Raw genomic sequence first — 20335 nt, forward strand, 5'->3', positions numbered from 1 at the left:
GTGAGTGCTAACTTTGTTCTGGATTGAAAATCATTTTTCCTCTTTTTTTCATTCATTTCCTCTTTTTTTCTTTGTTTTTCTAATCCAAAAGGGAAGGCTTTCCAGCCTTCCCTTGGTCCATCTTCCCTACATGTACTTTAACGCCAGATAGGTGGTGATCATCCCGAAAAAAACGGTGATGGTCAACGCGATGTTGTTGAAGTCCAGTTCGAATTTCCTGACCTGGGAGAGGAATTTGGAAGGCACCACCACCTTCCTGTAGAGCAGGAGCCCCGCCAGTAGGCTTCCCACGTAGACCAGGGCCTTCTGGCCGTATGCTCCACCGTCGATGAGGATCCGGTGGTTGAAGAAGAATCCGATGAAACCGGCCCCCCAGATGCCCCCGGTGAAACAAGCGACCCCCAGCACCGCCAGCACGGCGTTGCGGAAAGGGTCCGTGCGCACCCGCCGCTGGGGCTTGGGGCTCCAGAACATGTTGGCGTATTTCCAGAAGGCCACGACGGTCCCCAGATTGATCCCGATGATGGCGGCCTCCAGGAGGCCGCCGCCCATGCCGCTCTGGATCAGGTATTTCGAGATGCTTCCGTTGAAGAGGGGAGCACCCGTGATTCCCAGGATGGCCAGGATGGAAGTGACCGCCACCAGGGGCATCCTTTTCCAGACCCCCCGGATCTCCAGGAGGTTCCGGGTGCCGTACTCCTCCACGACCATGCCGGCCCCCAGGAACAGGGCGGACTTGAACACCGCATGGTTGATGATGTGGTAGACGCCCCCCCAGTAGGCCGTCCCGTCCGGCTGGCTGACCCCCACCATGATCAGGCCGATCTGGGAGATGGTGCTGTAGGCCAGCAGCAGTTTGATGTCCGTCTGGGAAATGGCCAGAAAGAATCCCACCACCCCGGTGACGATCCCCATCCCGAGGAAGAATCCCTGGGTGTCCATGGTTCCTTGGAACACCTCCTGGATCCGGATGAAAAGGTAGATCCCTCCCTTCACGTAGAGGCCCGAGAGGATGGCGGAGACCACCGAAGGGGCGCTGGGGGTTCCATGGGCCTTCGGGAGCCAGCTGAACAAGGGCATCAGGGCCGATTTCAGCCCCACGGCGGTGATCAGGAAGCTGTAGGGCAGGATCAGCGTGGCCGGATTTTGGATCAGGTGCATCCGGCTCCGGATGGTGTAAAGGTCCAGGCTGCCGAAGATCTTGTACATGAAGGCGGTCCCGAAGAGGAAGAAGGTCATGGCCAGGATGTTCACCAGCAGGTAGACCATGCCGTCATAAATGGAACGGCTGTCCTTCTTGAACATGATCAGGATGCTGACGACGATGGTGGACACCTCCACCAGCACGAAGATGTTGAACAGGTCGTTGGAAAGGAAGATCCCCATCACCAGCGCTTGGAGGACCAGCAGGAGGAACAGGAAGAGCTTGTCCACGTAGTAGCTGTTGTAGTTGAACAGCAGCATCCCCAGAAAGAGGAAGGCGGTCAGCATGACCATCACCAGGGAGAACAGGTCCGCCCGCAGGGCGATCCCCACGGACTGCTCCCAGCTCCCCAGGACTTCCACCACCGGCCCATGGGCCTTCACCTGCAGGAAGTTCCAGACGGATCCCCCTGCTGCCAGCGACTGGACCAGCAAGGCGGCATGTTTGCCGTGTTTCCCTCCTGCCAGATAGAGCAGGGTGGCGGACAGGATGGGGAGGAGGACGAAAGCGTACAGTGCGATCATGTGTCTTGTTCCCTCCTTTTCACTTCCACCTTGTGCCAGTTGGTGGTCCCGTATTTGTGGTACAGGCTGATGAACATGGTCAGGCTCACCGCCGTAACGGCCACCCCGATGACGATGGCGGTGATCATCAGTGCTTGGGGAAGCGGATCCGCAACCGTCTCTCCCACCAGGGGCACAATGGGGGGCACCCGTTCCCCCTCCCCCTGGATGGTCAGGAAGAACAGGATGATGGCCGTCTCCATGATTCCGATGGAAACCACGGTCTTGATGATGTTCCTTCGGCCAACCACGCCGAACAATCCGATAAAAAACAAGAGGATGCTGACGGTTTCCCCCGTTATCCACTCCATTGCCTCACCTGCTTTCATAGAATACGAACCGGAAAAACACGATGCTGAGCCCGCAGCTGACCTTGATGCCGATCAGCGCGTTCATCAGGACGAGGTAGACTGTCTTGTCCAGCCTTCCTCCGACCCCCATCAGCAGGAACAGCAGGGGCACGGCGACGATCAGGGCATAGGCCATCTTCTCCACGATCTGCAGGCTGTCCAGCCGGATGTCCTGGTTCGGGCTGACCAGATACCGGCTCATGAGGACGGCGGAAAGGATGGCCCCTCCCTGGAAACCTCCCCCGGGGGTCAGGTGTCCGTTCAGGATGATGTAGAATCCGAACAGCAGGATGAAGGGGTACAGCACCCCGATGATGATGGATATGATCCTGGACCTGTATTCCTCAGCCATGCCTGTCCCCTCCTTCCCCTTCATGCACGGAAAAATGGATGATTCCGATGACGCTCACCAGAAGCATGAGCGCCTCGAAGAGGGTGTCGAAAACGCGGTAGTCCAGATAGATCCCCGTCACCGCATTCCGGGCCCCCGTATCTTCCTGGAAGTTTGCCACATACTGCTCCTGCAGGGTGTTGGGAAGGACCTGGTCCAGGCCTCCGTAGACCACCATGAACAGGACCAGCAGCAGAGCCGCCCATAGGACCATCAACGCCCTCCTCATGGCCCCACCTCCTCTTCCTCCGTCTGGACCTGGAAGCGGAGCCTGTTGCCCGCTCCCTTGTCCTTCTCCAGCAGATGGCTTCGGATGCCGTCCACATGATAGCTTTCACGGCTGCCGCAGACCGTGACCGCCTCCCCTTCCTGCATCACGATCAGGTCGTAGCTGTGGTTTTGCTGGATCTGTTCCTTCCCCTCTGCGGTGTAGATCACATGGGCCTCCAGCTCCCTCTCCGTGCAGAAACCTTCCACCAGCTCCAGGATCCTGGCCCTTCTTGCCGCCACAGCCTCCTCCAGTCCGCTGTCCACCGTGTCCGTGAAGTAGATCGTGTAGACCGCATATTTCTTCAGCGCCACCAGGTAAAGGATGGTGGCCAGGGTGCTTCCGATGACCGCCTCGGCGATGGCCACATCTGGGGCGCTGTACAGCAGGTAGACGAAGGAGCTGATCAGGGAGAAAATCCCCAGGTAGACCACCGCCTGTCGCAATTTCGGGGTCTGCACCGCCATCACGGCGAAAACCACCATCAGGACCAGAAAAACCTTCAACATGCCCTCAACCTCCCTTCCTGACCCGGTATCCGCTGTAGTGGGCCGACCGGGCGATGGAATGGGTTGCCAAGGGATTGGTCACCAACATGACCACCAGGACCAGCAGCACCTTCCAGGTGAAGTAGCTGAAACCCTGGCGCACCACCACCCCCAGCATGATGGTCATGAATCCCACCGTATCCACCTTGGAGGCGATCAGGATCCTGGCGTAGAAGTCGTTGAAACGGTAGATGCCGAACACACCGAAACCGACGAAAACAATGCCCAAAACGATGATGGCGTTTCCCACATGATCCCACATCAGATTTTCCCTTTCTTCTGGATGAATTCGGCGATGAATATGATGCTGATGAACCCCAGGAGCACATACACCAGGGCGATGTCCAACAGATAGGAGCGCTCCGTCGCCACCGCGTAGAGCACGATCAGCATGATGATCTTCGAAGAGAAGAGATTCAGTCCCAGGAGCCGGTCCCAAAGGGTGGGCCCCAGGACGATCCTCCCGGCGCTTGCCAGCGCCAGCAGGGAAAGCAGCAGCATCGCAGCCTCTATGAACATGTTTCAACCTCCCAGTATCCTTTTTTCCAGCTTTCCCTTGATCAGTTCCCCCGCCGCGGCCGGATCCTTGGTGCTGCAATCGATCCAGAGGACCGTGAGCTTCCTGCCCGACATGTCCACGGTCACCGTGCCAGGGGTCAGGGTGATGGAATTGGCCAGCAGGCAGACCAGGAACTCGTTCTTGATATCCGTCTGGATTTCCACCAGGTCCGGATTGATCTTGCCGGTGAGGATCATCCGCATGGTGGAAAACCCCGCAAGATAGATCTGCACCACCAGGAAGAGGAAATACCCCGCCAGCCAGAGGAGGGGGATCCGATAGGCGTCCCGGTACCGGTAGAACAGCAGGAACTGGTCCGTGATGTAGAGCGCCAACACCCCCAGCAGACAGCCTGCAACGAATCGGGCCAGGGACACCCCTTCGTTCAGGACCATCCAAAGGACCCCCAGTACAAGCACCATCCCCAAGTAGAATCTGATTTTTCCCATGCCCGCCCCCCTTATGGACGCAGCAGGTACAGCACCCGCTCCACCCTGTTGAAGTCGATGAACCTGCTTTCCCGCAGGATTTCCTTCCCTTCATGCCACACCAGGAGGGTGGGCACGGCGAAAACCAGATGCTGGCCAGCCACCTCCCGCAGGCTGTCCACGCCGATCTTGGCCACCGGCACCTCCCCTGCAATCTCCAGCAGCCGGGGCAGCACCGCCTGGCATACGCCGCATCCTTCGGAAGTGAAGTACAGGACGAGTGGGCTCTCCCGCCCCATCATCCGCTCCAGCGCTTCCTTCGATTCCATGACCACAGCTCCTTTTCCCATCTCATTCTCCTTCCCTCCCCTACAGCAGGGGCGCGAACACACGCAGCAGGAACCTTCCCAAGGTCCGGTACCAGGGGGTTCCCCACACGTCCTCCATTCCGATGGGACGGCTTACCTCCAGCAGCGCGCGGAAGTCCTCCTCCATGGCCTGCAGGGCCCGGTTCCTGTAGATCCATACACCGCACTCGAAGTGCAGGTACAGGCTCCTGTAGTCCATGTTGATGGTTCCCACCACCCCGTAGAGGCCGTCGGCCACGAAGGTCTTGGAATGGATGAATCCGGGCGTGTATTCGTAGATCTTCACGCCGCTTTCCAGCAGCATCCCGTAATAGGACCGTGTCACCGCATGGACATACTTTTTGTCGGGATGGTTCGGGGTCACGATCCGCACGTCCACCCCCCCTTTGGACGCATTGCACAAGGCCGAAGCCATGGCGCTGTCGATGATCAGATAGGGGCTGGTGATATGGACATACCTTTGGGCCTTGTTGATGATGTTCAGGTACACGGTCTCTCCCACAGGCTCCCCGTCCAGGGGATTGTCGGCGAAAGGCTGCACGCATCCGCCTTGTGCTTCCCCTGTCCCCAGGGGCATGGATTTGGGCCGGAAGGCCTCCCAGTCCTCCTCTTCCCTGCGCAGGTACTCCCACATGGACAGGAACATCAGCGACATGCTCCAGACCGCGGCCCCCCGCAACAGGATGGCGCTGTCCTTCCAATGGCCGTACTTCACATATTCGTTGATGTATTCGTCCGCCAGGTTGATGCCTCCGGTGAATCCCGTGTGCCCGTCCACCACCACCAGCTTCCTGTGGTCCCTGTTGTTGACCTTCAGGGAAAAAACGGGCCCCAGGGGGTTGAACACGCAGCAACGGATTCCCATGGCCTCCAGCTTCCGGTCGTACCGCTCCGGCAAGGTGAAGAGGCAGCCCGCATCGTCGTAGATCAGGCGCACATCCACCCCCTCCCCTGCCTTTTCCAGGAGGATCTCCAGGACGCTGTCCCATAGGACCCCTTCCTCGATGATGAAGTATTCCAGGAAGATGTAGCGTTCGGCCTTGCGGAGCACTTCCTTCAGCCGGGCGAACTTCAGCTCCCCCGTGGGCAGGTACTCCGCTTCCGTCCGGTCGCACGGGGGGCAATGGGCATAGTCCCGGATATATCTGGCCTGGTGGGCCGCAGGGGGACACTCTTCCTTTAACGCAGCAAGCAGCTCCTCTTCCCGGGGCAAGGACTCCGCCACCTTCCCCATGATGGGCCCCATCCGGCGCTTGGTGGTGTTGTCCAGGTCCGGCCTTCCGAAAAGGAGGTAGAAGATTCCGCCGAAGACGGGGAACAGCAGGATCGGGATGATCCAGGCGATCTTGTAGGCCGGATTGCTCCGGTCGTTCAGGATCCACACCACCGCCACCGCGCTCACCAGAAGGCTTCCCCCATAGAAGAAGCCGAAATACTCCTGGAAGCGCAGCACCATCCCGACAAGCAGGCCCAGCTGGAGCAGGATGGCCAGCAGCGCGAAGGCCAGCCGGGGAATGAAAATCTTCTTCCACACGTCCGCTCCCCCTTTCCGGCTAGGCTTCCGTCTTCTCTCCCTGGAGGACCCGCATGAATTCCTCGCCGGTGATGGTCTCGTTCTCCAGCAGGAATTTGGCCAGGTCATGGAGCTTGTCCTTGTTCTCCTCCAGGATCTGGAGCGCCCGCTCGTGGCAATCCCTGATGATCTTCAGGACTTCCGCGTCGATCTTGGCAGCGGTCTCGTTGGACACCAGCAGGGTGGTGTCCCCTCCCAGGTAGGGGTTGTTCACCGTCTCCAGGCCCATCATGTCGAATTCCTCGCTCATGCCGAACCGGGTGACCATGGCCCGGGCGATCCGGGTCGCCTGCTCGATGTCGTTGGAGGCCCCGGAGGTCACGGTCTTGAAGACGATCTCCTCGGCCGCCCGGCCGCCCATGAAGGTGGCGATTTTGTCCAGTGCCTGCTCCTTGTTCAGAAGCACCTGCTCCGTCTCCTCCACCTGCATGGTGTAGCCCAGTGCGCCGGAAGTCCGGGGCACGATGGTGATCTTGTGCACCGGGGCCGAATGGCTTTGCTTTGCCGCCACCAGGGCGTGGCCGATCTCATGGTAGGCGATGGTCAGCTTGTCCTTCATGGAAATCACCGCGTTCTTCCGCTGGTATCCCGCAATGACCACCTCCACCGATTCCTCCAGGTCCTCCTGGAGGACCATGGGCCTTCCCATCTTCACGGCCCGCAGGGCCCCTTCGTTGATGATGTTGGCCAGGTCCGCGCCGGAGGCCCCCGAGGTGGCACGGGCGATGCCGTTGAAGTCGATGTCCTGTCCCAGCTTCACCCTTTTGCCATGGACCTGGAGGATGGCTTCCCTGCCCGCAAGGTCCGGCAGTTCCACCGGCACCCGGCGGTCGAACCTTCCCGGACGGAGGAGGGCCTTGTCCAGGGTTTCCGGCCGGTTGGTGGCCGCCAGGATCACAACGCCCTTGTCCGCGTCGAATCCGTCCATCTCCGTAAGGAGCTGGTTCAAGGTCTGCTCCCGCTCGTCGTTGCCGCCCATGCCTCCCGCGTTCCTGCTCTTCCCGATGGTGTCGATTTCATCGATGAACACGATGCATGGGGCTTTCTCCTGGGCCTGCTTGAACAGGTCCCGGACCCGTGCGGCCCCCATGCCCACGAACATCTCCACGAACTCCGAACCGGAGATGGAGAAGAAGGGCACCTGGGATTCCCCCGCCACCGCTTTGGCCAGGAGGGTCTTCCCCGTCCCCGGAGGTCCCACCAAAAGGGCACCTTTGGGGACATTGGCTCCAATGGCCTTGTACTTCTGGGGGTTGTGGAGGAAGTCCACGATCTCCTGGAGGGCCTCCTTGGCCTCGTCCTGGCCGGCCACGTCCGCAAAGGTCTTCCCGGTCTGGGCCTCCACATAGACTTTGGCGTTGCTCTTCCCGAAGGTCATGGCATTGCCCATGCCCCCCATCTTGCCCCGCAGGTACTTGCCCAGCATCTGCCCCAAGGCGATGAAGAGGAGCAGGGGGAAGATCCAGGTCATCAGGAAATTCACCAGCGGGGAATTCTCCCGGGGGACCACCTTGGAGAACCTCACCTCCGCCTGGTACAGCCGGTTCACCAGCTCCGGGTCGTCCATCTTCCCGGTCAGGTAGACGGCTTCCGCGCCCGCCTCATCCGTAGCCAGGAAGCCGATCTGGTTGTCCTGGACCTCCACGCTGGTGACCTTCCCTTCCTCCACCATGTTCAGGAAGGTCCCGTAATCCACCTTCACGATCTGCCGCTCCAACACGGCCGGCAGGACAAAAGCGTTCAGCAGCATGACCACCACCATGGCGATCATGTAATAGTAGATCAATGGCTTTTTGGGATTGTTCTTCAAGTCCATATCCTAATTCCTCCCCAGCGCTCTGCGCCTTCTTTTTCCCTATCATATGCCGATTCCCCGCTGGAGTCAACCTCCATCCTGCACAACTTTCCCCTCCGCATCCTTACCTTCCTATTACAATGAATTGACCCAAACCTTGCTTTTTTGTGTTATAATGGGAAAAGCGATTTTCCAAAAGCAGCAAAGGAGGTGCATTTTTTTGGACAAACTGCAAATCTGCGTCGACATCGACGGCACCGTGACCGAGCCCTTCTACTGGCTGGACCGGGCCAATGCCCATTTCAAGGCGAACTTGCGTCCGGAGGACGTTGTCAAATATGAGATCCACGAACTTCTGGGCGTGGAGGAAGAGGACTACATGCGTTTCTATCGGGAGCAGGGACGTCTCCTGCACCGGGAGGCCCGGGTCCGGCTGGGGGCCCGGGAAGCCGTGTCCCGGCTCCACTCCAGGCACAGCATCCATTTCGTCACCGCCCGGCATCCGGACATGGAGGATGTGAGCAGGGAGTGGCTTTCCCGCCACAAATTCCCCATGGACTCCCTCCACCATCTGGCCAGCCACGACAAGGTGGAAAAGGCCCGGGAACTGGAGGCCGACTTCTTCATCGAGGACAGCCTTTCCAACGCACTGCAGCTGGGGGAGGCGGGGTTCCAGGTGCTGCTGCTGGATTGCAGCTACAACCGGCACGCCCCCCTGCCGGAAACGGTGCTTAGGGTGGGCCACTGGTTCCAGATCCTTAGGACCATCGGGGATTGGGACAGGCTCCGCAAGCGGGGTGCGACACGGTTTAGGTGCCGGTAGGGCACAAGCGGAATTCCTGACAGACCAAAGGACGCCGGAGGGCGTCCTTTGGTCTGTCTTCGTTCTCCAAGTGTTGCGCGGATCATTTTTTCATGCTGGACGCCTGCTTGGTCATCTTGTCGATGATGACGGCAGTCAGGATGATCAAGCCCTTGACGATCTGCTGCCAGTAGGTGTTGACGTTGGCCAGGTTCTGCACGTTGTTGATGATCCCTACGATGACGGCGCCGATGATGGTCCCCACGACGGTTCCGGATCCACCTGCCAGACTGGTCCCCCCCACGACCACGGCGGTGATGGCGTCGAACTCGTAGGCCACACCCGCGGCGGGCTGGCCGGAGTTCATCCGGCTCATGAGCACCACCCCGGCGATGGCGGCGGTGAAGCCGTCGAAGAGGAAGGCCTTCCGGACCACGTTCTTGGACTTGATTCCGGAGGCGATGGCCGCCTGCTCGTTCCCGCCCACCGCGTACACGTGCCGGCCGAAGCGGGTCTTGTTCAGCATGACCCAGGAGAGCACGAAGAGGACCAGCAGAATCAGCACCGAGACCGGCATGATTCCGATGTAGCCCTGGCCGATGAAGGTGTAGGACTTGCCCATGCCCGTGACAGGCACCCCGTTGGTGAAGAGCAGGACCGAACCCCGGGCCACCGTGGTGACCGCCAGGGTCATGATGAAGGCCGGGATGTGGAACTTGGTGATGACATAGCCGTTGATGGCTCCGATGACCAGGCCCAGGCCCACGGCCCCCATCACCGCAACGAACACGTTGCCCGTGGCCACCATGATGGCTGTGGAGATGACCCCGATCAGGGCGATCATGGATCCGTAGGCTACGTTGATGTGGCCCAGGATGATGATGAAGGTGGCCCCCAGGGCCAGGATGGTCACCACCGTGATCTGCCGCAGGACGTTGGTCAGGTTCGCCTGGGTGGCGAAGCCCCTGGTGAAGATGGAGGAAAGTGTGAAAATCACGACCAGGATGGCAAAAGTCCCGTACTTCCCGTACAGCTCCGCCAGATTCATTTTCTTCTTGGACTTGCTCTCCGTTTTCGTCATTTCTCTTATCCCTTCCCTATTTCATATGCTGTTTTCTATGGATCCCTTGTTCGATTCATTTGGATTTGGTGCCGTGGGTGGCCAGCTTCATGACGCTTTCCTGTGTGGCCATTTCCCCCCGGTCCAGGATGCCTGTGATCCGGCCCTCCTGCATGACCACGATCCGATCGCTCATGCCCAGGACCTCCGGCAGCTCCGAGGAGATCATGATCACCGCCATGCCTTCCTTGGCGAACTTGCACATCAGCCGGTGGATCTCCGATTTGGCCCCCACGTCGATGCCCCGGGTGGGCTCGTCCAGGATCATGACCTTCACGTCCCCCATGAGCCACTTGGCCAGGACCACCTTCTGCTGGTTCCCTCCCGACAGGGTGCTGGTCGCAACCCCCAGGCCTGCCACCTTGATCTTCAGCAGGTCCACCATAATGTTGGCCTCCCGGGCGATGGCCTTGTCGTCGATCAGGCCGTTCCTTATGAACTTCTTCAGGTTCACCAGGGAGATGTTCTCGTGGACGTTCCGCTCCAGCACCAGGCCGTAGCCCTTCCGGTCCTCGGAGATCATGGCGATCCCATGCCGGATGGCGTCCGTGGTGTCCCTGATGTCCAGCTTCTTCCCTTCCAGGAGCACCTCCCCGGAGGTGAAGGGGTCCAGGCCGAAGATGGCCCGCATGACCTCGCTCCGTCCGGCGCCCACCAGCCCCGAGAAGCCCAGGATCTCTCCCTTGCGCAGCTGGAAGCTGATGTCCTTGAACCGGCCCCCGTGCTGCTTCTCCTGGGTCAGGTCCTTCACCTCCAGGACCACTTCCCCGATCTCCACGTCCAGGTCCTTGGGGAAGACGTTCTTGATCTCCCGGCCCACCATGAGGGAGACCAGCTTCTCCGGATTGTAGTTCTGGGCCGGTCCCGAATCCACCCACTGGCCGTCCCGGATGATGGTGATGTCGTCCGCGATCCGGAAGATCTCGTCCATCTTGTGGGTGATGTAGAGGATCCCCACCCCTTTGGCCTTCAAATCGAAGATCTGGTTGAAGAGCACGTCGATCTCCGTGTCCGCGATGGCCGAGGAGGGCTCATCCATGATGATGACCGAGGCGTTCCTGGCGATGGCCTTGGCGATCTCGATCAGCTGGTGGCCGGCGATGCTCAGCTCCCGCATCTTCTGCTTGGCCTTGTAGGGGATCTTCAGCTGGTCCAGCAGCTCCTGGGTCTGGCTGTACATGCTCTTGTAGTCCACGAACAGCCCCGCCTTGGGTTCCCGGCCCAGGAAGATGTTCTCCGCGATGGTCATCTCCAGCACCGGGTTCAGCTCCTGGTAGATCATGGCGATCCCCATCCGGATGGTGTCCTCGATGGTCCGCTTTCCCACTGGTTCCCCTTTGAAGACCATCTCCCCTTCGTCCGCGTCGTGGGTCCCGTTGATGACCTTCATCAGGGTGGACTTCCCAGCCCCGTTCTCCCCGCAGATGACGTGGACCGTTCCCGGCCGCAGCTTAAGCTTCACCCCGTCCAGGGCACGCACCCCGGGGAAGACCTTCACCACGTCCCGCATCTCCAGGATGTAATCCGTTCCTTTGCTTCCCATAACTTTTCCCTTTCCTTGTCAAGTCAACCCGGAATGCTGTGCTTATTCATAGTCTGCGATGTTTTCCTGTGTGATGGACTCGAAGGGCACGATGATCCTTGCTTCGGGTGTGCCTCCGGATTGCAGGGTCTGGATGGTCTCATAGGTGTATTGGGCCAGTCCGTCCGCGGATTGCAGCACGGATTGCGCCATCTCCCCGTTCTTGATGGCCATCTTGGCTTCGGGGGTTCCGTCGACTCCGCTCACGGCCACCCCTTCCAACCGGTTGGCGCCCTTCAAGGCTTCAAGCGCACCCAGCGCCATCTGGTCGTTGGCTGCTACGATGGCATCGAATGCAGGGAATGTCTGGATCCAGTCCTCGGTGATCTGCATGCCTTTCGCACGTTCGTACATGCCGGTCTGGGTGGCGATGACTTCGATGTCGGGACGCTTCTCCGCCAGGACGCCTTTGAATCCGTCCTCACGCTCCACGGAGTGGTAAAGGCCGGGAGTGCCTTGCAGGTAGAGGACCTTCGCGTTCTCCGGAAGGGCTTCCGCCATGAATTCGCCCTGCATCACGCCGGCGTCGAAGTTCTGGGAGCCTACGAAGATGAAGTCTCCGCCTTCCGCCTCGATGCCCATGCAGATGACGGTAATGCCTGCGGCATTGGCTTTTTCGATACCGGGGGTGACGCCGGAGAAGTCCGCGGGAACCAGGATGATGGCGTCAACGCCCTGGGCGATGTAGTTGTCCATCAGGTCCAGCTGACGCTGGACGTCCATGTTGGCTTCGGAGTAGCTGACTTCCAGTGTCTTGTCGTCTTTGACAAGCGCTTCGAAGGTGTCCCGCTTCAGCTTGTCGAAGAAGTCCGTGTCGCTGCTGTTCACATAACCCACTTTGTAGACCCCGCCTGTCTCGGGGGTTTCCGTACCGGATCCGGCATCGCCTCCCGCCGGTGGTGTGGTCGGCTCACTCTTTCCGCATCCGGCGAACAGGGCCACACACAACGCAACCGCGGCCAATAGTGCAAAAAACTTTCTGTTTCCTTTCATAATAGCACCCTCCTTGTATCTATCTGTTGGTTGATCCGGTTCCAGCCGCGCCTTCCCCGGAATGGCACACATGGGTGGATTTTCCCATACTTTTTTCAATTCCATGTGCATCTGTGTTTATTTTATCACCTATTCCTGGCTTTGAAAACCGTTTTCTGTCAATTTCGGGGTCGAAGGCCCTATGATTGGAGACTCCGAACGCAAAACAGCACTGCGGATCCGCAGTGCTGTTTTCTTATACCCTTCTTCCTTCATTTCCCTCCCTGGCGCCATCCATGGTCCAGCGGCCCGCTCCCCCTGCCCAGGTCCAGCCCCGCCTGAAGCGCACCGGTGACATAGACCTTGGCCCTGAGGACCGCCTCCTGGAGCTTTAGCCCCTCCCCCAGGCCGCAGGCGATGGCCGTGGACAGGGTGCAACCCGTGCCGTGGGTGTTGGGGTTGTCCACCCGGACCTGGGGGAACCAGCGGAAACCTCCGTCGGCATGGAGCAGGTCGTCGCAGTCCCCTTCCAAGTGCCCCCCCTTCAGGAGGATCCTCCCCCCGCTTAAGCCGGCCATCTCCTCCGCCGCAACCTCCATGTCCCTCCGGGACCGGATGGCCTTTCCCCAAAGGACGGAGGCCTCGGGCAGGTTGGGGGTGACCAGGGTGGCCAGGGGCAGGAGCCGCTCCCGGAGGAGGGATACAGCCTCCTCCGAAAGCAGCCGGCTGCCGCTGGTGGACACCATCACCGGGTCCACCACGATGTTCCTTGCCTTGTGCTCCACAAGCTTCTCCACGATGGTTTCCAGGATGGCTCCGTTCCCCACCATCCCCACCTTCACCGCCGCCGGCGGGATGTCGGAGAAGACCGCATCCATCTGCAGGGCCACGAATTCCGGGGTGGCTTCCTGGACCCCGTGGACGCCCAGGGTGTTCTGGGCCGTCAGGGCCGTGACCACCGTCATGGCGTACATTCCGTGGGCGGCGATGGTCTTGATGTCCGCCTGGATGCCCGCACCTCCGCTGGAGTCGGAGCCGGCGATGCTCAGGACGGTCTTCCGTTTGGTTCCCATCACCGTCTTCCCCCGGCCACTAGGGTCTCGGAGAGCCTGCGCAGGGCCCCTGCGGCCTTCCGTATGTCCGGCTGGGCGAAGACGGCGGAGACCACCGCCACCCCGTCGATTCCAGCACCCTCCAGCTCCAGGATGTTCTCCGCCTGGATGCCCCCGATGGCCACCACCGGAATCTCCACCTGCCGGCAGATGGCCTCCAGCGTCGTCCTTGGAAGGGGCCGGGCATCCGCCTTGGTGCTGGTGGAAAAGACCGCCCCCACCCCGATGTAGTCCACTCCCTGCTCCTGGGCCCTGAGGGCCTGCTCCACCGTATGGGCGGAGACCCCCACGATTTTTCCGGAGCCCAGCAGGATCCTGGCTTCCTCCGGGGAAGCGTCCCCCTGGCCCAGGTGGACGCCGTCCGCATCCGCAGCCTTGGCCACCTCCAGGTCGTCGTTCACCACGAAGGGGATCCGATGTCCTGCCGCCAGGGCCTTCAGCTTCCGGGCGGTATCCAGGAAATTCTCCCGGTCCGCCCCTTTTTCCCGGAGCTGCAGGAAGGTGGCGCCTCCCGCCAGGGCTTCCTCCACCTGGGCTTCCAGGGTGTCCGGCCTGCCGCCCGTACCCAGCCAGCTCCTGTCCGTGACCACATACAGGCGCATGTCTTCCTTCGATACCTTACAGGATTTCATATCTTCCCTCCTCTTCGACCGTTTCGTCCTCCATCCGGCACATCCGGTCCAGCAGGTGGGCCTTCATGGTGCCTGTGCCTCCTCCGGCGGCCTGGACCAGGATTTGTGCCTGCTCCCCGCAGATGCCCATGGCCACCACGGCCGCCGCCGCGGCCTCCAGCACCCGTTCCGGATTGGCGGCCGCAAAGGCCCCCGCCACTGCGGAGAGCATGCATCCCATTCCGGTGATCCCCCCCATCTGGGGATGCCCGTTCCTGCAGAGGAGGGCCCGCTCCCCGTCCACCACCAGGTCCAGCGCTCCGGTGACGGCCAGGACCGCCCCTGTCCGACCGGCCAGGTCCTGGAGGGTCCCCAGGACCTCCTCCAGGTTCTCTTCCGTAACCCGGTCCTTCCAGGAGGCGTCCACCCCCCCGGTGTTCCCCGCTTCCCCGTGGACAGCCAGGATTTCCGAAATGTTCCCCCGGATCAGGGAGAAGCGGACCCCCGAAAGGAGCCGTCCCACCGCCTCTGTGCGGAGGGCGGTGGCCCCCGCCCCCACCGGATCCAGGACCACCGGGATTCCCAGGGCGTTGGCCTTCCTGCCGGACAGGAGCATGGATTCCACCGTCCGGCTGTTCAGCGTCCCGATGTTCAGCACCAGCCCGCCGGCGAGGGCGGTGATCTCCTCCACCTCCGACCGGTCGTCGGCCATGATGGGGGACGCCCCGCAGGCCAGCAGGATGTTGGCGCAGTCCCCTGCGGTCACGTAGTTGGTGATGCTGTGCACCAGGGGCTTTTGCTTCCGCGTGTTGCCGATGATGCCCTGCAGGTCAAACGCCGCCATAGAGTTCCACCGTTTCCTTGTTCAGGATCCTGTTGGTCGTCCGCATGGCGCACATCTTCCCGCACATGGAGCAGCTGTCCTTTTCCGCAGGCGGCTTGCTCTCGAAATATTTCCTGGCCTTCTCCCCGTCGATGGCCAGGGAGAACATCTCCTCCCAGTCGATCCTGCGCCGGGCGTCGCTCATCCGGTTGTCCAGGTCCCTTGCCCCCGGGATGCCCTTGGCGATGTCCCCCGCATGGGCGGCAATCTTGCAGGACACGATCCCTTCCCTCACGTCCTCCAGGTCCGGAAGCCGCAGGTGTTCCGCAGGCGTCACGTAACAGAGGAAGTCCGCTCCGCTGGCCGCGGCGATGGCGCCGCCGATGGCCGAGGTGATATGGTCGTAACCCGGGGCGATGTCCGTCACCAGGGGACCCAGCACATAGAAGGGGGCTCCATGGCAGAGCCGCTTCTGCAGGGTCATGTTGGCGGCGATTTCGTTGAGCGCCATGTGTCCCGGCCCCTCCACCAGGACCTGCACGTTCCTCTCCCAGGCCCTTTTGGTCAGTGCGCCCAGTTCTACGAGCTCGGCGATCTGTCCCGCGTCGGTGCTGTCATGGATGCTGCCGGGCCGCAGGGCGTCCCCCAGGCTGATGGTCACGTCGTAGCGGCAGAGGATGTCCAGCACCTTGTCGTAATGCTCATAGAAGGGGTTCTCGTTCCCCGTCATCTCCATCCAGGCGAAAAGCAGGGACCCCCCACGGGAGACGATGTTGGTCATCCGCTTGGACTTCTTGAAGCTGTCCACCGCCCGCCGGTTGATCCCCGCGTGGATGGTCATGAAGTCCACCCCCTCCCTGGCGTGGGCCTCCACCACCTCCAGGAAATCCTCGGCCTTGATGTCCACCAGCTCCTTCTCCAGATAGCCGATGGCGTCGTACATGGGCACCGTGCCGATCATGGCCGGGGAAAAATCGATGAGCTGCCGGCGGAAGGTGTTGGTCTTCCCGTAGTTGCTCAGGTCCATGATGGACTCCGCCCCGAAGCCGATGGACATCCGTACCTTCTCCATCTCCTCCTTGTAGTCCGCGCAGTCCCCGGAAACCCCCAGGTTCACGTTGATCTTGGTCCGCATCCCTTCCCCGATCCCTTCCGGATCCAGGCTGGTGTGGTGGATGTTGGCCGGGATGGCCACCGTCCCCCGGGCCACCCTCTCCCGCAGGATTTCCACATCCATGTTTTCCTTTTCCGCTACGATCTTCATCTCTTTTGTGGCGATGCCTTTCTTGGCCGCCTCCATCTGTGTCCTATACTTCATCTACTCCGCCTCCTTCTGCATTCTTTTCAATGTGTCCGTTTTCGCCAGTGCCTGGAGGAACAGGACCGAAATCCCCGCCCCTGCCAGGGTGCTCAAGCCGAAAGACGGCACCAGCACCGTCAGCGCCATGGTCTTGCCCAGGAAGAGCTGCGCCACCGGATAGGCCAGCAGCGCCCCCAGCAGCCCGGTTCCCAGGACCTCCCCCCAGAAGGCCCAGGCCATCTTTTCCGTCTTGCCGTACAGGAATCCGCACAGGAAAGCCCCGCACATGCTTCCGGGGAACGCCAGCAGGCTGCCCAGTCCCAAGGACACCCGCAGGACGGATGTGGCGAAGGCCGCACCCAAAGCGTACCAGGGGCCCAGAAACACCCCTGCCAGCACGTTCACCAGATGCTGCACCGGAGAGAGCCGGGCGGCCCCCAGGGGGATGTGGAAGGTGGAACCCAGGACGCCGATGGCCACCAGGACTCCGGCCAAAGCCAGTTTCTTCGTTTTCGTCATTGCACATACCTCCATTGTCTTTTACAGCAAAAAATCCGGTGCCCGCATGCGCGGAAACCGGATCGAAGATGGACGGGGCATTCCCGCGCGCATTGCAAGCGTGCGTTCCTGCCCTCAACTGAAAGATACTTCGTATGCATTCAGGCTACAGCAGGAAAGTTTGGTCCCAAACAAGCTTGGACGAACTTTCCTGCTGTAAAAAAACGGAACATGCCAGCAAACGCTGGATGTTCCGCATCGTATCATCCCTATGGTTCCCTACGTTAGCATTATCTACATCAGGTACGGTCGAAGCTTTTGCTTCCTCTCAGCCTGCACACACAAGCTCCCGGATATTCACTTGTCTAACACTATACGCCATGGGGACGTTCCTTGTCAATCCCTCTTTTCACTCCCGACCGGTTCCCTCGTAGGCCCGGATGTAGCACTCCTTCAACTCGGAAATCAGGGGATACCGGGGATTGGCGCCGGTGCACTGGTCGTCGAAGGCCTGCTCGCTCATGGCTTCCAGGGTTTCGTAGAAAGCGCCTTCCGGCACGCCGGCTTCCCGGATGCTTGCGGGGATGCCCACTTCCTTCTTCAGCCGGTCGATGGCCTGGATCAGGGCCTCCACCTTCTCTCCGTCGTCCTTGCCTCCCAGTCCCAGATAATCCGCGACCCTTGCATAGCGCCAACGGGCGTTGGGATACTTGTATTGGGGGAAGGCCGCCTGTTTCCGGGGGTTTTCCACAGAATTGAAACGGATCACCTCATTGATCAACAGGCCGTTGGCCACCCCGTGGGGGATGTGGTGCTGGGCCCCCAGCTTGTGGGCCATGGAGTGGCAGACCCCCAGGAAGGCGTTGGCGAAGGCCATGCCCGCCATGGCGGAGGCGTGGGCCATTTTTTCCCTGGCCTTCACGTCGTTTGTCCCATCCCTGTAGGCGGCGGGCAGGTATTTGAAGATCAGGCGGATGGACTCCAGCGCCTGACCGTTGGTGAACTCGGACGCCAGGACGGACACATAGGCTTCCAGTGCGTGGGTCAGGGCGTCGATGCCGGATGCGGCGGTGAGCCCCTTCGGCATCTTCATCATCAGCTCCGTGTCGATGATGGCCATGTCCGGGGTCAGCTCGTAGTCCGCCAGAGGGTACTTGACGCCGGTCTTCTCGTCTGTGATGACCGCGAAGGGGGTGACCTCCGAGCCTGTGCCCGCGGTGGTGGGGACGGCCACCAGCATGGCTTTGCCTCCCAGCGGCGGGAAGGGATAGACCCGCTTGCGGATGTCCATGAAGCGCATGGCCAGGTCTTCGAAGCGGACTTCCGGGTGCTCGTACAGGACCCACATGATCTTGGCGGCATCCATGGGGGAGCCGCCTCCCAGGGCGATGATGACGTCGGGCTGGAAGGCCTTCATCTCCTCCGCCCCTTTCCTGGCGGTGGCCAGGGTCGGATCGGGCTCCACATCATAGAACACCTTGGTGTCGATGCCCATCCGGTCCAGCTGGTCGGTGACGGTCTGGGCGTAGCCCAGGTCGTAGAGCACCTTGTCGGTGACCAGGAAGGCCTTCTTCCTTCCCAGGTCCCCAAGCTCCCGGATGGCGATGTTCAGGCATCCGTATTTGAAGTAGATCCTCTCCGGAACGCGGTACCACAGCATGTTCTCTCTCCTCTCGGCCACAGTCTTGATGTTCATAAGATGCTTCACACCCACATTTTCCGATATGGAGTTGCCTCCCCAGGACCCGCAGCCCAGGGTCAGGGAGGGAGCCAGCTTGAAGTTGTAGAGGTCGCCGATGGCGCCATGGGAGGACGGCATGTTGATGATGGTCCTGCCGGTCTTCATCCTTGCACCGAAGGCCTGGATCCGCTCCTTGGATCGGATCTGGTCGGTGTAGAGGACGGAGGTGTGTCCCAGCCCTCCCAGCTCCACCAGCCGGGCCGCCTTGTCCAGAGCTTCCTGGAAGTCCTCCACCTTGTATAGGGCCAGCACGGGGGACAGCTTCTCATGGCTGAACGCCTCTTCCAGTTCCACCGATTCCACTTCCCCGATGAGGACCTTGGTGTCTTCCGGCACCTGGATGCCCGCAATTTCCGCGATCTTCAGGGCGGACTGCCCCACGATTCCGGCGTTCAGCTTGCCGTCCACCAGCAGGACCTTCCGGACAGCTTCCGTCTGCTGGGGATCCAGGAGGTATCCTCCCCGGCTTCCGAATTCCTTTTTGACCTCCTCGTAGACCTCTGCAAGGACCAGGACCGCCTGTTCGGAAGCGCAGATGACTCCGTTGTCGAAGCTCTTGGAGAGCAGGATGGAACTGACCGCCATCTTCAGGTGGGCCGTCTCGTCGATGATGGCGGGGGTGTTTCCGGCGCCCACGCCGATGGCCGGCTTCCCGGAGGAGTAGGCCGCTTTCACCATGCCGGGGCCGCCGGTGGCGAGGATCATGTCCGCCTGCTTCATGACCGCGTTGGAAAGCTCCACGCTGGGCTCGTCGATCCAGCCGATGATGCCCTGGGGCGCTCCCGCAGCCACCGCCGCCTCCAGAACGATCCTGGCGGCTTCGATGGTGCACCCCTTGGCCCGGGGATGGGGGCTGAAGATGATGCCGTTCCTGGTCTTCAGTGCCAGTAGGGCCTTGAAGATGGCCGTAGAAGTGGGGTTGGTGGTGGGCACAACCGCAGCCACCACGCCGATGGGCTCGGCGATCTTGGTGATGCCGAAGGCCGGGTCCTCCTCCAGCACGCCGCAGGTCTTCTCATCCTTGTATTGGTTGTAGATGTATTCGGAGGCGAAGTGGTTCTTGATCACCTTGTCCTCCACGATTCCCATGCCGGTTTCCTCCACCGCCTGTTTGGCCAGGGATATCCTGGCGTTGTTGGCGGCCATGGCCGCCTGCCTGAAAATCTCGTCCACCTGTTCCTGGGAATAACCCGCGAACACCCTTTGGGCATCCCGGAGCTGTTCCATACGCACCATCAGTTCTTCCACATTCGTCACGCGCATCGAGGCACCTCTTTCCACTGTCGGATCCGGAGAAGGACCTTCCCTCCTCCATATTGTTAAATAATTAACTTTTTATTCCATTTTTTCAGCTCTATTGCCCAAGAGCAAAGAGCTGAAGCTTGGTTTTCCAAAGTTTCGTCCGCCATTACGCACCACATTGCAGGTTTGGACCCCTTTGTTGAATCAATCATAGCATATGGTTCCTTAAAAAGCAAGAATAAAGCGTTAATTATTTAACGTATTTTTCAAATGCGTCCGACCCACGATGGACGCTCCCGCAATAGAAAAAAAGACAGCCGCGGCTGGCCGCGGCTGTCTTTTCCCTATATTATTTATGCATCACATCGCCGAACAGCTCTTCATCGGAAGGGATGACGGGGGTGATGGGCGAGGAGACCCAGGTCACGTTGATGAAATGCTTGTAGGTGATGTTCTCGGAGGCGATGTTCCCGCCCCAGGTTCCG

At 60.6% G+C, this 20335-nt stretch carries 21 protein-coding genes; 1 reads left to right on the forward strand and 20 read right to left on the reverse strand.

Annotated elements, in window-relative coordinates; genetic code table 11:
* Nucleotides 1-126: 126 nt before the first annotated feature.
* The 11 genes from GXN74_RS06650 to ftsH are packed head-to-tail and all read right to left on the reverse strand — an operon-like array spanning nt 127 to nt 8068.
* Entirely contained in the window at nt 127-1728 is a 1602-nt protein-coding gene (locus GXN74_RS06650; RefSeq protein ID WP_162370144.1) for a complex I subunit 5 family protein, read from the reverse strand.
* On the reverse strand, nt 1725-2078 hold the full coding sequence (locus GXN74_RS06655) for a sodium:proton antiporter (RefSeq protein WP_162370145.1): 354 nt from the start codon (nt 2076-2078) through the stop codon (nt 1725-1727). Before GXN74_RS06655 ends, GXN74_RS06650 begins: the two co-directional genes overlap by 4 nt.
* Nucleotides 2079-2082: 4 nt before the next feature.
* Nucleotides 2083-2469 (reverse strand): MnhB domain-containing protein, encoded by a 387-nt coding sequence (locus GXN74_RS06660; protein WP_162370146.1) that lies wholly within the window; start codon nt 2467-2469, stop codon nt 2083-2085.
* Nucleotides 2462-2737 (reverse strand): Na(+)/H(+) antiporter subunit B, encoded by a 276-nt coding sequence (locus tag GXN74_RS06665; RefSeq protein ID WP_162370147.1) that lies wholly within the window; start codon nt 2735-2737, stop codon nt 2462-2464. Before GXN74_RS06665 ends, GXN74_RS06660 begins: the two co-directional genes overlap by 8 nt.
* Nucleotides 2734-3285 carry a Na(+)/H(+) antiporter subunit B gene (locus tag GXN74_RS06670; RefSeq protein WP_162370148.1) on the reverse strand — a complete coding sequence of 184 codons (552 nt, stop codon included), beginning with the start codon at nt 3283-3285 and terminating at the stop codon, nt 2734-2736. The genes GXN74_RS06665 and GXN74_RS06670 overlap by 4 nt, the downstream gene beginning before the upstream one ends.
* Before the next feature lie 4 nt (nt 3286-3289).
* Complete coding sequence (gene mnhG, locus GXN74_RS06675; RefSeq protein ID WP_162370149.1) at nt 3290-3586, reverse strand: monovalent cation/H(+) antiporter subunit G; 297 nt, start codon at nt 3584-3586, stop codon at nt 3290-3292.
* Nucleotides 3586-3843 (reverse strand): MrpF/PhaF family protein, encoded by a 258-nt coding sequence (locus GXN74_RS06680; protein ID WP_162370150.1) that lies wholly within the window; start codon nt 3841-3843, stop codon nt 3586-3588. The genes mnhG and GXN74_RS06680 overlap by 1 nt, the downstream gene beginning before the upstream one ends.
* A gap of 3 nt (nt 3844-3846) precedes the next feature.
* Nucleotides 3847-4332, reverse strand: a complete 486-nt coding sequence (locus GXN74_RS06685) for a Na+/H+ antiporter subunit E (protein WP_162370151.1) — start codon at nt 4330-4332, stop codon at nt 3847-3849.
* Nucleotides 4333-4343: 11 nt separating this feature from the next.
* Nucleotides 4344-4661, reverse strand: a complete 318-nt coding sequence (locus tag GXN74_RS06690) for a thioredoxin family protein (RefSeq protein WP_162370152.1) — start codon at nt 4659-4661, stop codon at nt 4344-4346.
* Nucleotides 4662-4680: 19 nt separating this feature from the next.
* A complete protein-coding gene (cls, locus tag GXN74_RS06695; protein ID WP_343032802.1) occupies nt 4681-6213 on the reverse strand; it encodes a cardiolipin synthase in 1533 nt (510 codons plus the stop codon).
* Between the two features lie 19 nt (nt 6214-6232).
* Nucleotides 6233-8068, reverse strand: coding sequence for an ATP-dependent zinc metalloprotease FtsH (gene ftsH, locus GXN74_RS06700; protein WP_162370154.1), 1836 nt, complete (start codon nt 8066-8068; stop codon nt 6233-6235).
* Between the two features lie 199 nt (nt 8069-8267).
* On the opposite strand from ftsH, the gene GXN74_RS06705 reads away from it, so the two are divergent.
* Nucleotides 8268-8870: a 5' nucleotidase, NT5C type gene (locus tag GXN74_RS06705; RefSeq protein ID WP_162370155.1), complete on the forward strand. Its 603-nt coding sequence runs from the start codon at nt 8268-8270 to the stop codon at nt 8868-8870.
* A gap of 82 nt (nt 8871-8952) precedes the next feature.
* Here the strand turns inward: GXN74_RS06705 and GXN74_RS06710 are convergent, their stop codons facing one another.
* The 9 genes from GXN74_RS06710 to adhE form a co-directional block, all read right to left on the reverse strand.
* Nucleotides 8953-9930, reverse strand: coding sequence for an ABC transporter permease (locus tag GXN74_RS06710; RefSeq protein ID WP_212505729.1), 978 nt, complete (start codon nt 9928-9930; stop codon nt 8953-8955).
* A gap of 55 nt (nt 9931-9985) precedes the next feature.
* On the reverse strand, nt 9986-11512 hold the full coding sequence (locus GXN74_RS06715; protein ID WP_246208626.1) for a sugar ABC transporter ATP-binding protein: 1527 nt from the start codon (nt 11510-11512) through the stop codon (nt 9986-9988).
* A gap of 42 nt (nt 11513-11554) precedes the next feature.
* Nucleotides 11555-12544: a sugar ABC transporter substrate-binding protein gene (locus GXN74_RS06720; RefSeq protein WP_162370156.1), complete on the reverse strand. Its 990-nt coding sequence runs from the start codon at nt 12542-12544 to the stop codon at nt 11555-11557.
* Between the two features lie 251 nt (nt 12545-12795).
* Nucleotides 12796-13596: a bifunctional hydroxymethylpyrimidine kinase/phosphomethylpyrimidine kinase gene (gene thiD / locus GXN74_RS06725; RefSeq protein ID WP_162370157.1), complete on the reverse strand. Its 801-nt coding sequence runs from the start codon at nt 13594-13596 to the stop codon at nt 12796-12798.
* A complete protein-coding gene (gene thiE, locus GXN74_RS06730) occupies nt 13596-14267 on the reverse strand; it encodes a thiamine phosphate synthase (protein ID WP_162370158.1) in 672 nt (223 codons plus the stop codon). The genes thiD and thiE overlap by 1 nt, the downstream gene beginning before the upstream one ends.
* The gene (thiM, locus tag GXN74_RS06735; RefSeq protein WP_162370159.1) at nt 14254-15090 is read right to left on the reverse strand and encodes a hydroxyethylthiazole kinase; all 837 of its coding nucleotides are present in this window, start codon (nt 15088-15090) and stop codon (nt 14254-14256) included. The genes thiE and thiM overlap by 14 nt, the downstream gene beginning before the upstream one ends.
* The gene (gene thiC / locus GXN74_RS06740) at nt 15077-16387 is read right to left on the reverse strand and encodes a phosphomethylpyrimidine synthase ThiC (RefSeq protein WP_162370160.1); all 1311 of its coding nucleotides are present in this window, start codon (nt 16385-16387) and stop codon (nt 15077-15079) included. The genes thiM and thiC overlap by 14 nt, the downstream gene beginning before the upstream one ends.
* Nucleotides 16388-16888, reverse strand: a complete 501-nt coding sequence (thiW, locus tag GXN74_RS06745; protein ID WP_162370161.1) for an energy coupling factor transporter S component ThiW — start codon at nt 16886-16888, stop codon at nt 16388-16390.
* Between the two features lie 388 nt (nt 16889-17276).
* The gene (gene adhE / locus GXN74_RS06750) at nt 17277-19871 is read right to left on the reverse strand and encodes a bifunctional acetaldehyde-CoA/alcohol dehydrogenase (protein WP_162370162.1); all 2595 of its coding nucleotides are present in this window, start codon (nt 19869-19871) and stop codon (nt 17277-17279) included.
* Nucleotides 19872-20335: the final 464 nt, after the last annotated feature.

The sequence above is a fragment of the Anaerotalea alkaliphila genome (assembly GCF_010179735.1).
GTDB lineage: Bacteria > Bacillota > Clostridia > Lachnospirales > Vallitaleaceae > Anaerotalea > Anaerotalea alkaliphila.